11 protein-coding genes and 1 riboswitch are annotated in these 14830 nt (G+C 72.2%); of the genes, 8 read left to right on the forward strand and 3 right to left on the reverse strand.

Annotated elements, in window-relative coordinates; genetic code table 11:
- The first annotated feature begins 1 nt into the window (after position 1).
- The 5 genes from neuC (at position 2) to ASE25_RS19440 (ending at position 6567) form a co-directional block, all read left to right on the forward strand.
- Positions 2–1222: a UDP-N-acetylglucosamine 2-epimerase gene (gene neuC / locus ASE25_RS19420; RefSeq protein ID WP_056827075.1), complete on the forward strand. Its 1221-nt coding sequence runs from the start codon at positions 2–4 to the stop codon at positions 1220–1222.
- Complete coding sequence (locus ASE25_RS19425) at positions 1219–2274, forward strand: nucleotidyltransferase family protein (RefSeq protein WP_056773201.1); 1056 nt, start codon at positions 1219–1221, stop codon at positions 2272–2274. The genes neuC and ASE25_RS19425 overlap by 4 nt, the downstream gene beginning before the upstream one ends.
- A gap of 89 nt (positions 2275–2363) precedes the next feature.
- Positions 2364–3440 carry an SDR family NAD(P)-dependent oxidoreductase gene (locus ASE25_RS19430; protein ID WP_235508759.1) on the forward strand — a complete coding sequence of 359 codons (1077 nt, stop codon included), beginning with the start codon at positions 2364–2366 and terminating at the stop codon, positions 3438–3440.
- Positions 3437–4618, forward strand: a complete 1182-nt coding sequence (locus ASE25_RS19435; protein WP_056827076.1) for a DegT/DnrJ/EryC1/StrS family aminotransferase — start codon at positions 3437–3439, stop codon at positions 4616–4618. The genes ASE25_RS19430 and ASE25_RS19435 overlap by 4 nt, the downstream gene beginning before the upstream one ends.
- 62 nt (positions 4619–4680) lie before the next feature.
- The gene (locus ASE25_RS19440; protein WP_056827077.1) at positions 4681–6567 is read left to right on the forward strand and encodes a Na+/H+ antiporter; all 1887 of its coding nucleotides are present in this window, start codon (positions 4681–4683) and stop codon (positions 6565–6567) included.
- A gap of 13 nt (positions 6568–6580) precedes the next feature.
- Here the strand turns inward: ASE25_RS19440 and recQ are convergent, their stop codons facing one another.
- The 3 genes from recQ to ASE25_RS19455 are packed head-to-tail and all read right to left on the reverse strand — an operon-like array spanning position 6581 to position 10991.
- A complete protein-coding gene (recQ, locus tag ASE25_RS19445) occupies positions 6581–8536 on the reverse strand; it encodes a DNA helicase RecQ (protein ID WP_082623001.1) in 1956 nt (651 codons plus the stop codon).
- 35 nt (positions 8537–8571) lie between these two features.
- Positions 8572–9630, reverse strand: coding sequence for an LD-carboxypeptidase (locus tag ASE25_RS19450; protein ID WP_235508760.1), 1059 nt, complete (start codon positions 9628–9630; stop codon positions 8572–8574).
- Positions 9631–9674: 44 nt separating this feature from the next.
- Positions 9675–10991, reverse strand: coding sequence for a bifunctional o-acetylhomoserine/o-acetylserine sulfhydrylase (locus tag ASE25_RS19455; protein WP_056827079.1), 1317 nt, complete (start codon positions 10989–10991; stop codon positions 9675–9677).
- 89 nt (positions 10992–11080) lie between these two features.
- Positions 11081–11200: riboswitch (SAM riboswitch) on the reverse strand.
- A gap of 229 nt (positions 11201–11429) precedes the next feature.
- Here ASE25_RS19455 and ASE25_RS23570 point away from each other — a divergent pair.
- From ASE25_RS23570 to ASE25_RS19470, 3 genes are all read left to right on the forward strand, one after another.
- Positions 11430–11765 (forward strand): hypothetical protein (locus tag ASE25_RS23570; RefSeq protein WP_235508761.1); only part of this gene is annotated, 336 nt, incomplete at its 3' end.
- Between the two features lie 271 nt (positions 11766–12036).
- On the forward strand, positions 12037–12583 hold a 547-nt coding region (locus ASE25_RS23575; RefSeq protein ID WP_235508774.1), incomplete at its 3' end, for a DUF222 domain-containing protein.
- Between the two features lie 1058 nt (positions 12584–13641).
- A complete protein-coding gene (locus ASE25_RS19470) occupies positions 13642–14805 on the forward strand; it encodes an acyl-CoA dehydrogenase family protein (RefSeq protein WP_056775716.1) in 1164 nt (387 codons plus the stop codon).
- The last annotated feature ends 25 nt before the right edge of the window (positions 14806–14830 follow it).

The raw sequence follows: 14830 nt of genomic DNA on the forward strand, positions 1-14830 counted from the left end.
CGTGGCCCCCACGCACACGGTCGCCGTCTTCGTCGGGACCCGCGCCGACCTCGGACCGCTGTCGCCGGTGCTCGAGGCCCTGCAGTCGGCGAACGACGTGACCCTGCGCGTCCTGACCGGGGTGATGTATGCCGCCGACGACCTCGTCGCGGCCCTGCCCTCGAGCGTCACGGCGGACGAGTGGCGCGGGGCCGTCGTGCCGCTCGCCGAGCCGATGACGGCCGTGACGGTGGACGCCCAGCTCGAGCAGGGTGCGCTGCTGGCGCGCGCCTGCGGACGGGCGCTCCGGGACGAGCACGTCGACGTCCTCGTCGTGCTCGGTGACCGCTGGGAGCTGCTCTACGTCGTGCCTCCCGCCGTCCTGCTCGGGGTGCCGGTCGTGCACCTGCACGGGGGAGAGGTGACCGAGGGGGCGCTCGACGAACGGGTCCGCCACGCCGTCACCAAGCTCGCCGACCAGCACTGCGTCGCATCCGAGGACGCCGCGGCGCGGGTGCGCCAGCTCGGCGAGCCGGCCGACCGCGTCCACGTGACCGGCGCGCCCGGCCTCGACCGGCTCGCGACCGCGTCGCCGATCGCGGACGCCGACCTCGGCGAGCTGCTCGGCACGACCGTCGAGCGACCGCTCGGCCTCTTCACCTACCACCCGCCGACCGCCCAGCCCGATGCCCCGGTCGGGCAGTGGGCGCGCGAGGCCGCCGAGGCTGCGCTCGCCGCGTGCGGCACCGTCGTCGCCACCCACCCGGGCATGGACGAGGGGCGCGACGAGATCCTCTCGGCGCTGACCGGCCTCGCGGCACGCGAGCCCCGCCTCCGGCTCGTCGCCGCCCTCGGCCGTGACTACCCGCGCGTCCTCGCGGCCGCCGACGTCGTCGTCGGCAACTCGAGCTCGGGCGTCATCGAGGCCGCGACCCTGCACGTGCCGGCCGTCGACATCGGCGAGCGTCAGCGCGGTCGGCTGCGGGGCGACAACGTCGTCCACGCGGCCGAGGGCCGGGAGGCCGTCGAGGCCGCGCTGCGCACCGCCCTCAGCCTCCGCTGGCGGGAGCACTCGGCGCACGTCGCCAACCCCTACGGCACGGGTACGGCCAGCGCCGCCATCCTCGATATCGTTCGGACAGCGGCGCTCGCCCCACGGGCCAAGCACTTCGTGGACCTGCACCCGGCACGGGTGGTGGGCCGGCAACGGGCGCGCCGCACGAACGAGGAGGAAGAGGAGTGACAGCGCGAGACCTGCGCGCGGCGTGCGCGCCGACCACCGCGACGATCCGCGACGCCCTCGAGGTCGTGGACCGCAGCGGCAACCTCGTGTGCCTGCTCGTCGACGACGAGAACCGCCTCGCCGGGCTGCTCACCGACGGCGACCTGCGCAGAGCCTTCCTCAAGGGCACGAGCCTCGACGACGCCGCCCTCGACCACGCCACCCGGACGCCGCACTTCGTCGCCGCCGGGTCACCGCGGGCGCTCGTCCTCGACCTCATGCAGGCCCTGCGCATCTCTGCCGTGCCCGAGCTCGCCGACGACCGCACCCTCGTCGGCCTGCACACCCTGTCGGACGTCGTCGGTTCAGCGCCGCTGCCCAACGTCGCCGTCGTCATGGCCGGTGGTCGCGGCACGCGCCTCGGCGACCTGACCAAGGACACCCCGAAGCCGCTCATGACCGTCGCGGGCCGCTCGATCCTCGAGTGGATCGTCCTCGGTCTCGTCGGTGACGGCATCCGCGAGATCTACGTCAGCGTCAACTACCTCGCCGAGCAGATCGAGGAGCACCTCGGGGACGGTTCCCGCCTCGGGTGCACGGTCCGCTACCTCCGGGAGGACCCGGAGCGACCGCTCGGCACGGCCGGCTCCCTGACGCTCCTGCGCGACGAGCGGCCCGACCTCGAGCACGCCGTGCTCGTCATGAACGGCGACCTCATGGTCGAGTTCGACGCGAGCGACCTGCTCGACGCCCACCGGCGGACGGGCGCCGCCGTCACCGTCGCGACCCGCACCTACCAGCACGAGGTGCCGTTCGGCGTCGTCGAGAGCACCGACGGGCGCGTCACCGGCGTCTCGGAGAAGCCGACGCTGAGCTTCGACATCAACGCCGCCGTGTATGCCGTCGAGCCGCGGGCGCTCGCCTGGCTGCCCAGCGGGCGCGCCAGCACGATGCCGGGCCTCGTCGAGACGTGTCTCGCGCGCGACGAGCCGGTGACGGCGTGGCCGATCCAGAGCGACTGGATCGATGTCGGCACCCCGAAGGACCTGGCCCGCGCGAAGGGCGAGTCGTGAGCGCCCGCGCGAGCGACGACGTGACCGCCACGGTCACTGCTGACGTGGCAGACGGCATACGAGCACCCATGGACGACGAAAAGGCAGCTGTGACAACACTTTCCGCTCAGAGCACGACCGGTGAGATCCCCGACATCGAGCTGACCGCGCGACCTGTCGAGGGCTCGGTCGCCGGCAAGACCGTCCTCGTCACGGGCTCCGACGGCTTCATCGGGTCGCACGTCGTCGAGCGGCTGCTCGCCGACGGGGCGCACGTGCGCGCCTTCTGCCTCTACAACTCCAACGGCTCGACGGGGTGGCTCGACGAGTCCGACACCTTCCGGGCCGCGGTCCGCGACGGCCAGGCCGAGGTCGTCCTCGGCGACATCCGCGACCCCGAGCACGTCATGGCGACGACCGAGGGCGTCGACGTCGTGCTCCACCTCGCGGCGCTCATCGCGATCCCCTTCTCCTACGTGGCTCCCCGCTCCTACGTCGAGACCAATGTCATCGGCACGCTCAACGTGCTCGAGGCCGTCCGTCGCCACGGCACGCCGCGGATGGTCAACACGTCGACCTCCGAGGTCTACGGCACGCCCGAGTCGGTGCCGATCACCGAGGCGCACCCGCTGCGCGGCCAGTCGCCCTACTCGGCGACGAAGATCTCGGCCGACAAGATGTGCGAGTCGTACGCACTGTCCTTCGAGACGCCGGTGACGACGCTGCGCCCGTTCAACACGTTCGGGCCCCGCCAGTCGACGCGCGCCGTCATCCCGACCGTCCTGTCGCAGCTGCTCGCCGGTGCGAGCCAGGTCAAGCTCGGCGACGTCACGCCGAAGCGCGACTTCACCTTCGTCGCCGACACGGCCGACGGCTTCGTCCGCGCGGCTCTGGCCGACGTCGCGCCCGGCACGACGATCCAGCTCGGCACCGGGCGCACCGTCTCCGTCGGCGACGTCGTCGAGCTGTGCCGCAAGGTCACCGGCAGCGACGCCGAGATCGTCACCGAGAGCGATCGCATCCGGCCCGAGGGGTCCGAGGTGCAGATCCTGCTGTCCGACCCGTCGCTCGCCAACGAGGTGCTCGGCTGGGCGCCCACCGTGTCGCTCGAGGAGGGCCTCGCCGCCACCGCCGAGTGGCTGCGGCCGCGCGTCGACCCCGAGACGGCCGGCCGGTACCACCGGTGACCACGACCGGCGAGGCGCACGCGCCCGGAGCGCGCGGGCCCGAGGGCACGATCCCGCTCGCGGTCCCCAACATCGGCGAGCTCGAGCGCCGCTACGTCCTCGAGGCCGTCGAGTCGGGCTTCGTCTCGTCCGTCGGACCCTTCGTCTCGGAGTTCGAGCGGCGCTTCGCCGAGCGGGTCGGGTCGAAGCACGCCATCGCGTGCGCGACCGGCACGGCCGCGATCCACATCGGCCTGCTCCTGCTCGGGGTCGGTCGCGACGACGACGTCGTCTGCTCCGACTTCACGTTCGTCGGCTCGGTCAACCCGATCGCCTACTGCGGCGCGCGGCCCGTCCTCGTCGACGCCGAGTGGACGACGTGGAACATCGACCCTGCCCTGCTCGCGGCCGAGCTCGACCGCCGCGCTGCCGCGGGGGAGGCGCAGCCCAAGGTCGTCGAGATCGTCCACGTGCTGGGGCAGCCCGCCGACATGGGACCGCTCATGGACGCCTGCGACCGGCACGGCATACCCGTGCTCGAAGACGCCGCGGAGTCGCTCGGAGCGACGTGGACGTCCGGTCCCTACGCCGGGCGGCACACCGGCACCGTCGGCCGCATCGGCTGCTTCTCGTTCAACGGCAACAAGATCGCGACGACCGGCGGTGGCGGCATGATCGTCACCGACGACGACGACCTCGCCGCGCGCGCCCGTCACCTCACGACCCAGGCGAAGGTGCCCGACGTCGGCTACCTCCACGACGAGGTCGGCTACAACTACCGGCTCACCAACATCGCTGCCGGGCTCGGGCTCGCCCAGCTCGAGCGGCTCGACGAGTTCGTCTCCGCCAAGCACCGCATCGCGGCCCGCTACGACGCGGCCTTCGCCGACCTCCCGCTCGTCCTGCCGCCGCGGGTCGAGGGCCTCGACGCGACGTACTGGCTCTACTCGGTCCTCGTGCCCGAGGCCGACGGGCGCGGTCGTGACGAGTTCCTCGACCACCTCAACAGGCTCGGGGTCGGGGCGCGCGCGCTGTGGCGGCCGCTGCACGACCAGCCGCCGTTCCTGTCGGCGCCCCTCGTGGGTGGCGCTGTCGGTGACGGCCTCTTCGCCCGAGGCCTCTCGCTGCCCTGCGCGACCGAGCTGACCGACGCCGACCAGGACCGCGTCATCGCGGCGGTGCGCTCCTTCTTCGTCTAGGCCTGCTTCGCCCGGGCCGGACGGCCGACGCACCGCGCCACGGGGTGGGGCAGGATGTCGTCGTGGAGATCGCCATCGGGCTGCTCGCGATCGCAGCCACCGTCCTCGGGGGGTCCTGGCTCGCCGACCGCTTCGACCTGCCGCCGCCGCTCGTCCTCATCGTCATCGGCATCCTCGGGTCCTACCTGCCGTTCGTGCCCGAGGTGGCCCTGAGCCCCGAGGTCGTGCTGCTCGGCATCCTCCCGCCCCTGCTGTACGCCGCCGCGATCCAGACGTCGCTCGTGGACTTCCGCAACAACCGGGGCGTCATCCTCAGCCTGTCCGTCGGGCTCGTGCTGTTCACGGCCCTCGGGGTGGCGCTCTTCCTGCAGTGGGTGCTCGGCCTCGAGTTCGGGGTCGCCTTCGCCATCGGCGCCGTCGTCGCTCCGCCCGACGCGGTCGCGGCCACGGCCGTGGGCCGCCGCATCGGGCTCCCACGCCGGCTCGTGTCCATCCTCGAGGGGGAGTCGCTCGTCAACGACGCCACGGCCCTCGTCTCCCTCCGGACGGCGCTGGCCGCGGCGGGTCTTGCGTCGGGGGTCTCGTCCGGCGGGGTGTCCTTCGGTGGCGTCGTGCTCGACTTCGCCTGGGCGTCGGTCGGGGGCATCGCGATTGGCGTCGTCGTCGCGCTCGTCGTGTCGGTGCTGCGCCGGCACTTCTCGACCGAGCCCGCCTTCGACACGGTGCTGTCGTTCATGGTGCCGTTCGCGGCCTACGTCCCGGCGGAGGAGCTGCACGCCTCAGGCGTCATCGCCGTCGTGACGGCCGGTCTCGTCCTCGGCCACAAGTCGCCGCGCACCCAGACCGGCGCCTCACGCCTCAGCGAGCGCATCAACTGGACCTCGATCCAGTTCCTCCTCGAGAACGCCGTCTTCCTCCTCATCGGGCTGCAGGTCTTCTACGTCATCGCCGACGTCCGCACCTCGAGCCTGTCCGCCGGGCAGATCACGCTGGCCGCGGTCGGCACGCTCGTCGCCGTGCTCGTCCTGCGGCCGCTCTGGATCGTGCCGTTCCGCTTCCTCAGCACGCGGGTGTTCCGCATCGAGGCCCACGCTCCGTGGACGCACACCGTCGTCCTGTCGTGGGCCGGCATGCGAGGCGTGGTGACGCTCGCGGCCGCCCTGCTGCTGCCCCCGGAGACTCCGCACCAGAAGGTCCTCGTCCTCATCGCGGTCGTCGTCACGATCGGCACGCTGCTCATCCAGGGCACGACGCTGCCGGCCTTGGCCCGATGGCTCGACGTGCGCGGGCCCGACCCGCGCGAGGACGCGCTCCAGGCGGCCACCGTGCTGCAGGCCGCGACCCGGTCCGGCCTCGATGAGCTCGACCGGATGGAGGGCGTCGACGACGCGACGCGGGAGACGCTGCGGTCGCGGTCCGAGGACCGGCTCAACCAGATGTGGGAGCGGCTCGGGCCCCGCAGCGGCAACGACGACGAGACGCCGAGCGTCCGCTACCGACGCGCCCGGATGCAGATGCTGCAGGCGGAGCGCGACGAGGTGCTCCGGCTGCGCGACGAGGGGCGGGCCGACCACGTCGTGCTGCGCGTCGTCCTCAGCACGCTGGACCTCGAGGAGACCATGCTCGACCGCATCGACGACCAGGAGAGCCGCCTGGCAGAGAGTGAGATGTTGCCCGTGGACACGATCGAGGCGCCCTGCGAGCACCTCCAGGACACTGACTCGTGCGTCGAACCGCGCACGCCCGAGGGCTGCGAGGAGTGCCTGCGCGACGGCACGACGTGGGTGCACCTGCGCCTGTGCCTCCAGTGCGGGCACGTCGGCTGCTGCGACTCCTCCGAGATGAAGCACGCCACCGCGCACTTCCACGAGACGCAGCACCCCGTGATGCGCTCCATCGAGCCGGGTGAGGCCTGGCGCTGGTGCTTCGTCGACGAGGTCGTCGGCTGAGGCCGAGGATCGTTCAGCCGGTGTGCTCGGCCAACAGGGTCAGGAACGCGGCGCCGTACTTCTCGGCCTTGACCGGCCCGATGCCGTTGACCGTGAGCAGGTCGGCCGTGCTGCCCGGTCGGGCCTTCACCAGCTCCCAGAGCGTGCGGTCGGGCAGCACGACGTAGGCAGGCACGCCCTCGGCGTCGGCGATCGACCGCCGCTGGGTGCGCAGCAGCTCGAAGAGCGCCCGGTCGGCAGGGCTGGCCCCGGCCCCGGCTCCGGCCCCGGCCCCGGACCCTGACCCGGTCGAGCGCGAGCCCGACGACGAACGGCTGCGTGCCGGCGCGGCCGAGAGCCGGCGCAGCTCGACCCTCTCCACGCCGTCGAGAATCGGACGGGCCGCCTCCGTGATGGTGAGGGCGCCCATCCGGCCCGGATCGGGGACGAGGACCGAGCGCGCGACGAGCTGGCGGATGACCGAGCGCCACTCCCGGTCGGCGAGGTCGCTGCCCACCCCGAAGGTCGGCAGCTGGTCGTGCTCCCAGCTCGCGACCTTGTCCGTGCGCTTGCCGAGCAGCACGTCGATGACGTGCCCCGCGCCGAAGCGCTGGCCCGTGCGGATCACGGCCGAGAGCACCTTCTGCGCGGGCACGGACGCGTCCCACAGCTGCGGCGGCTCCAGACAGGTGTCGCAGTTGCCGCAGTCGCCGGACTCCTCGTCGAAGTAGGCCAGCAGCAGACGCCGGCGGCACGAGGAGGCCTCGGCGTACCCGAGCATCGAGTCGAGCTTCATCGAGTCGACGCGCCGGTGCTCGGGACTGCCGTCGGACCGCATGATGAACGAGCGCTGCTGCACGACGTCGGCGAGGCCGTAGGCCATCCACGCCACCGCCGGCTCGCCGTCGCGGCCCGCCCGACCGGTCTCCTGGTAGTAGCCCTCGAGGCTCTTCGGGAGATCGACGTGCGCGACGAAGCGCACGTCGGGCTTGTCGATGCCCATGCCGAAGGCGATGGTCGCCACGACGATGACGCCCTCGTCACGACGGAACCGTTGCTGGGCGGCGGCCCTCGCCTCGTTGGGCAGGCCGGCGTGATAGGCGATGGCGTCGTAGCCCTGCTGGCGCAGGAGCGCCGAGATCTCGTCGGTGCGCTTGCGTGACTGGCAGTAGACGATGCCGGCGGAGCCGCGGAAGCCTGCGCCGTCGTTGCCGCTCTCGAGGAAACGCAGCAGCTGGGCGCGCGCGTCGCTCTTCTCCTCGACGATGTAGCGGATGTTGGGCCGGTCGAAGCTCGAGACGAACTCGGCCGCGCCGTCGAGGCGCAGCCGCTGGTGGATCTCGTTGCGGGTCAGCGCGTCGGCGGTGGCGGTCAGGGCGATGCGCGGCACCCCGGGGAACCGGGCGGTGACCTCGGCGATGCGGAGGTACTCCGGCCGGAAGTCGTGGCCCCACTGCGACACGCAGTGGGCCTCGTCGATGGCGAAGAGGGCGATGCCGGCGCCGGTGGCCGCGTCGTCGAGCAGACGCAGGAACGAGGGCATGAGCAGGCGCTCGGGCGCGACGTAGAGCAGGTCGAGGCGGCCCTCACGCACGTCGCGGCGGACGGCATCCGATTCCTCGGCGGACGAGGTGGAGTTCCAGAAGGCCGCTCGCACGCCGAGCAGGCGCAGCGCCTCGACCTGGTCGTGCATGAGCGCGATGAGCGGCGAGACGACGATGCCGACGCCGGGCCGCACGAGCGCGGGCAGCTGGTAGCACAGGGACTTGCCGCCGCCGGTGGGCATGAGCACGACCGTGTCGTGACCCGCCACGACGCGGTCGACGATCTCCTGCTGGGCCCCGCGGAACGAGGTGAAGCCGAAGACGTCGTGCAGGACGCGACCTGCGGCCCCCTCGTCGTGCGGGCCCTCGTCCGCGGCGACGGGTGCCTCGACCGTCACCTCGGCGTCGCCGACCTCGAGCTCGGACCCGACCAGCTGCTTCTCCATGACCCGGCGAGCGTACCTGCCACCGCCGACCGGCCTCAGGCGAGCCGCTGCGTGACCGTGTGGGTGTCGCCGTCGTGGACGACCGTCGTCATGGCGCCCTGCACGAGCGCGAGGAACGGCGCGACGTGGCCGCACTCGACGTCGGCGACGATCGGCACGCCGAGCATCCCCAGGGCCTCGACGACGGCTGCGTGCTGCGTGAAGCCGTGCGGCTCTGGCGCGCTGGTCCGGGACACGAGGATGCCGTTCGCGGCGTCGAACCAACCACGCAGGCGCATCGCGTGCAGGGCACGGCAGATGTCGTAGGAGTTCCACTCGGCGATGTCGAGGAGCACGACGGTGCCGTCGGGCGCGTGGTCGCGCGCGAAGGCACCGATGTCCGCGAAGCGGCCGCCCGCGAGGAAGCTCACCGTCTCGACGCACCCCGCGACGAGCCTCCCGGAGAACGTGACGGGTGCGTCCTCGTGGCCCGGATCGATGCGGGTCCACGTCCCTCGGCCCTCGAGGGTCATCTCGGACACCGTCGGGTTGCCGGCGTAGTCGTCCCAGCCGCCGGCACGGTGCCGCCCGGGGGAGTGCTGCCGCAGCTCGTCCCCGGCCGCGGCGCCCGCCACGTCGACCCAGTGGAGTATGCCGTCCGGCACGGCATACGGGGTGTCCATGAGGTTCTGCCCGTGGATCGTCGCGATGCCGGTCGTGAGGGTGAGGGGGGTCAGCCACGTCGAGGTGTCGGAGAAGCCGACGCACCACGTCGGCTCGGCAGCGGCGACCGCATCGAGATCGAGCAGGTCGAGCAGGTCGATGCCCGTCTCGCCGCCCCACGGCGGGACGACCGCCCGGATGCTCGCGTCGAGGAGCATCTCCATGAGCTCGGCCGCGCGGGCCTCGCGAGGCCCGCTCACGTGGCTCGGCGCGTGGTTGAGCTCACCCACGACGACGTCGAAGCCACGGTCGCGGAGGCACTGGACGGCATACGCGAACCGTCGCCAGAGCTCGTCGGAGACGCCGGAGCTCGGCGAGGTCACGCCGATCCGGTCGCCGGGGCGCAGTGGGGCGGGGTAGCGGATCGGCATGGCTGCCATCGTGCCAGCCATGCCGATCCGCTTCAGCCCGGTTTCGGGCGGGTCGGTCGGTGGCGTCAGGCCTTGGCGGCCGTGAAGCCCTGCTCGAGGTCGGCGACGATGTCGTCGATGTGCTCGATGCCGACCGAGAGGCGCACGAGGCCCGGCGTCACGCCGGCAGCGAGGCGGTCCTCGTCGGGGCCCTGGGAGTGCGTCGTCGAGGCCGGGTGGATGACGAGCGAGCGGACGTCGCCGATGTTCGCGACGTGGCTGTGCAGGGTCAGCGCCTCGACGAACCTCTTGCCCGCCTCGAGGCCACCGGCGATCTCGAACGAGAGCACGGCGCCGGCGCCACGCGGCGTGTACTTCTGCGCGAGAGCGTGGAACGGGCTGTCCGGCAAGGACGCCCACACGACCTTCTCGACCTGGTCGTGACCCTGGAGAAAGGCAGCGACCTGGTGGGCGTTCTCGAGGTGGCGCTCGATGCGCAGCGACAGCGTCTCGATGCCCTGGGCGATGAGGAACGCGTTGAAGGGCGACGCGGCCGGGCCGAGGTCGCGCAGCAGCTGGACGCGGGCCTTGAGGATGAAGGCGAGGTTGGCTCCGAGCGGGCTGCCGACGCCGAGGTCGCGGGCGAAGACGAGCCCGTGGTAGCTCTCCTCGGGCGTGTTGTAGTTGGGGAACTTCTCCGGGTCGGCGCCGAAGTCGAAGTTGCCGGCGTCGACGATGACGCCGGCGATCGAGGTGCCGTGACCGCCGAGGTACTTCGTCGCCGAGTGAACGACGATGTCGGCGCCCCACTCGATCGGGCGGATGAGGTAGGGCGTCGCGACGGTGTTGTCGACGACGAGCGGCACGCCGTGCTCGTGCGCGAGGGCCGCGACGGCCTCGATGTCGAGGATCTCGCTCTTGGGGTTGGCGATGGTCTCGCCGAAGAGGAGCTTGGTGTTGGGGCGGATCGCCGCGCGCCACGAGTCGATCGACGTCGGGTCCTCGACGAAGCCGACCTCGATGCCGAACTTCGGCAGCGTGTGCTTGAAGAGGTTGAACGTCCCGCCGTAGAGGCTGGGGGAGACGACGACGTGGTCGCCCGCCTCGGCGATGTTGAGCACGGCGAGCGTCTCGGCGGCCTGGCCCGAGGCCACGAGGAGGGCGCCGACGCCCCCCTCGAGTGCCGCGATCCGCTGCTCGACGACGTCGGTCGTCGGGTTCATCAGACGGGTGTAGATGTTGCCGAACTCCTTGAGCCCGAAGAGGTTCGCGGCGTGGTCGGTGTCGTTGAAGACGTAGCTCGTCGTCTGGTAGATCGGCAGCGCGCGGGCTCCCGTGGCGCTGTCGGGGGCCTGGCCGGCGTGGATCTGCTTGGTCTCGAAGGACCAGTTGGGCTCGGTCATCGGTCGTCCTGCTCTTCCTGGGTCGTGTCGCTGACCGGGTCCCGTGTCACCGGGCCCCGTGCACCGACGGGTCGGTGCGGGAGAGAGGCTCTCCGCGCTTGCCCGAGCGCCGGGTGGCGTCGACGGGCCAGGTCTTCACCCGGGGCACCCCACCGCGGTTGGAGGGTTGCCGGCCAGCGAGCCGGGGCTTGTCGCTGGCGCTCATGACCTACCGGCGAGTGTACGTATGCGTGTCCGCCACGTGGGAGGGCGTGTCCTCATCGTGGACGGGCCCTTTCCGACGAGGGCCTCAGACCGGCGTAGGGCCGGGTCGAATCAGACGGGATGGCTTGCAGGGCAGAGCGGTTCGTTGTCCACAGGGGATCGTCCACCTCTTGAAAGTCGTTCGAACACCTGTTCTACTCGATGCATCGAAGCATCACCGAGAGGAGGCTCACCGTGCCGTACACGCCGTCACCGGTGGAGTCCTCCGGTGTGCCGGCGGGTGGGTGCTGGACGACTCTGCGGGTCGCGTGGACGGGCGATCGCCGCCGTCTGGCCCGGTCCCTGGAGCCGGTGCTGGAGCGCTGGCGCGCGGATGCCGCACTCACCTGTGTTCCCGGTGCTGCGGTGGCCTGCGGGACGGGGCGCACCGGTGATGCTGCCCGGGTGACGGCCGGTGAGCGTGCGGCTGCAGCGGTGGCGTTGGAGGGGTTGGCGCGGGCCGGGGAGCGGGTGCTGGCCGAGATCGAGGCGCTCGAGGTCGCCAAGGCGCGCCTCGAGGCCGACCTGCTCNGCGGTGGCGTTGGAGGGGTTGGCGCGGGCCGGGGAGCGGGTGCTGGCCGAGATCGAGGCGCTCGAGGTCGCCAAGGCGCGCCTCGAGGCCGACCTGCTCGCCGCGTACGGCGCGCTGGCCGGCATCGAGGCCCAACAGGTCGACGCCCTCCCGGTCGGGGCCGTCGCCCGGGTGTCCGCGCGGGTCTCGCCCGAGCGGGTCGTCANCGGCGCGCTGGCCGGCATCGAGGCCCAACAGGTCGACGCCCTCCCGGTCGGGGCCGTCGCCCGGGTGTCCGCGCGGGTCTCGCCCGAGCGGGTCGTCACCGAGGAGATCGCCCTCGCGACCGGGGTCGGCGCCGGGGAGGTCGCCCGCCGGCTGGCGCTGGCCACCGCACCGCGGCGGCACCGGGTCGTCCTCGGTGCGCTGCGCGCCGGTCGGTTGTCGCTGCACCGGGCGCTGCAGGTCGTCTCCGACACCGCCCAGCTCCCGGACGCGGACGTGACCGCCGTCGCGCAGGCGGTGCTCGCCCCGTCCCGGGACGGGCAGCCCGTCCCGCAACGGACCTTCACCGCCCGCCTCCGTCGGGCGGTCGCGTCGGTCGATGCCCGCGGCGCCCAGGAACGGCACGCGCACGCCAGGTCCCGGCGCGGGGTGTTCGGCCGGCTCACCGACGACGGGATGGGCTGGCTCACCGTGACCACCGACGCCGCGAGCGTCGCTGCGGTCATGGACCGCCTCGACACCACCGCCCGGGGGCTGCGCGGCGCGGGCGATGCCCGCAGCCTCGACCAGCTCCGCGCCGACCTCGCCACCGACGCCCTGCTGCACCGACCGGNTCGACACCACCGCCCGGGGGCTGCGCGGCGCGGGCGATGCCCGCAGCCTCGACCAGCTCCGCGCCGACCTCGCCACCGACGCCCTGCTGCACCGACCGGGCCACCCCGGACCCGCGTCGGGTGAGGCTGAAGGTGGGACGGATGGTGAGACGGCGGGTGAGGCGGCGGCGCTGGCGTGGATCGTCGTCCCGTTCGAGGTCGCCACCGGGCAGGCCGACACCGCCTGCGAGCTCCCCGGCCACGGCTGGGTCACCGCCACCCACGCCCGCGAGATCATCACCCGCCCCGGATCCGTCTGGGCAACCCTGCCCGTCGACCTGCCCACCGGCCGGGCCCTGTCCCGCCCGACCCGCAGCTACTGCCCGACGCGCGCCATGGTCGAGCACGTCCAGGCCGTCGACGGGGTCTGCCGCGGACCCGACTGCCACGTCCCGGCCACCCGCTGCGACCTCGACCACNGCCCGACGCGCGCCATGGTCGAGCACGTCCAGGCCGTCGACGGGGTCTGCCGCGGACCCGACTGCCACGTCCCGGCCACCCGCTGCGACCTCGACCACGAGACCCCCTGGCCCACCGGACCCACCAGCGTCGGCAACCTCCACGCCAAACACCGCCTCCACCACAACCTCAAGACCGACGACATCTGGACCTCCACCCCGACCGACGACGACGGCCTCACCTGGACCACCCTCACCGGCCGTACCTACACCACNCCCTGGCCCACCGGACCCACCAGCGTCGGCAACCTCCACGCCAAACACCGCCTCCACCACAACCTCAAGACCGACGACATCTGGACCTCCACCCCGACCGACGACGACGGCCTCACCTGGACCACCCTCACCGGCCGTACCTACACCACCCACCCCAAGAACTGGCGCGCCGGCATCGCCCCGCTGGATCCACCGGATCCACCGGACCCACCGGATCCGAAGAGCCGGCCGAGCATGCTCGGGACGGACGACGACCCACCACCGTTCTGATGCTGTCGACGGCGCCGTGGCGTGAATCACTAGGACGTCCTACTAAACCGAACTCGCGAGTAGGATGACGATTCGTGAGCACGAATGCCGACTTCGACCTGTTCCGGACCAGCGAGGACCACGAGGCCCTGAGGGAGGCCGTCCGCGCGGTCGCCGAGGACAAGATCGCCCCGTACGCCGCCGTCGTCGACGAGGAGGCGCGCTATCCCCAGGAGGCGCACGACGCCCTCGTCGCCTCCGACTTCTTCGCTCCGCACGTGCCCGAGGAGTACGACGGCGTCGGTGCCGACGCCCTCGCGACGTGCATCGTCATCGAGGAGGTCGCCCGGGTCGACGCCTCCGCGTCCCTCATCCCGGCCGTCAACAAGCTGGGCTCGCTCCCGCTCATCCTCGCCGCCAACGACGACGTCAAGGCCCGTTACCTGCCGCCCCTCGCCAAGGGCGAGACGACCTTCTCCTACGGTCTGTCCGAGCGCGAGGCCGGCTCCGACACCGCGTCGATGAAGTGCCGGGCCCGCCAGGACGGCGACGGCTGGGTGCTGAGCGGCCAGAAGTCGTGGATCACGAACGCCGGTGTGTCGGAGTACTACACGGTGCTTGCCGTCACCGACCCCGACGGACCTCGCGGCGGCAACGTCACGGCCTTCGTCGTCGAGAAGTCCGACCCGGGCTTCACCTTCGGCGCGAAGGAGCGCAAGCTCGGCATCAAGGGCAGCCCCACGCGCGAGCTGATCTTCGACAACGTCCGGATCCCCGGCGACCGCGTCGTCGGTGAGGTCGGCGACGGCCTCAAGATCGCCCTGCGCACGCTCGACCACACGCGCGTCACCATCGGCGCCCAGGCCGTCGGCATCGCCCAGGGCGCCCTCGACCAGGCGGTGGCCTACATCAAGGACCGCAAGCAGTTCGGCACGCGCATCGCCGACTTCCAGGGCATCCAGTTCATGCTTGCCGACATGGCGATGGAGCTCGAGGCCGCCCGCCAGATGGTCTACGTCGCGGCCGCCAAGTCCGAGCGCGGCGACAAGGACCTCACCTTCTTCGGTGCGGCCGCCAAGTGCTACGCCTCGGACGTCGCGATGAAGATCACGACCGACGCCGTGCAGCTGCTCGGCGGGGCGGGCTACACGAGCGACTTCCCGCTCGAGCGGATGATGCGTGACGCGAAGATCACCCAGATCTACGAGGGCACCAACCAGGTCCAGCGCCTGGTCATGGCCCGTCACGTCCTCAAGTAGGCTGGGCGCCGCTCGCGCGGGGAGG

Source organism: Terrabacter sp. Root85, assembly GCF_001429185.1.
Classification (GTDB): Bacteria; Actinomycetota; Actinomycetes; order Actinomycetales; family Dermatophilaceae; genus Terrabacter.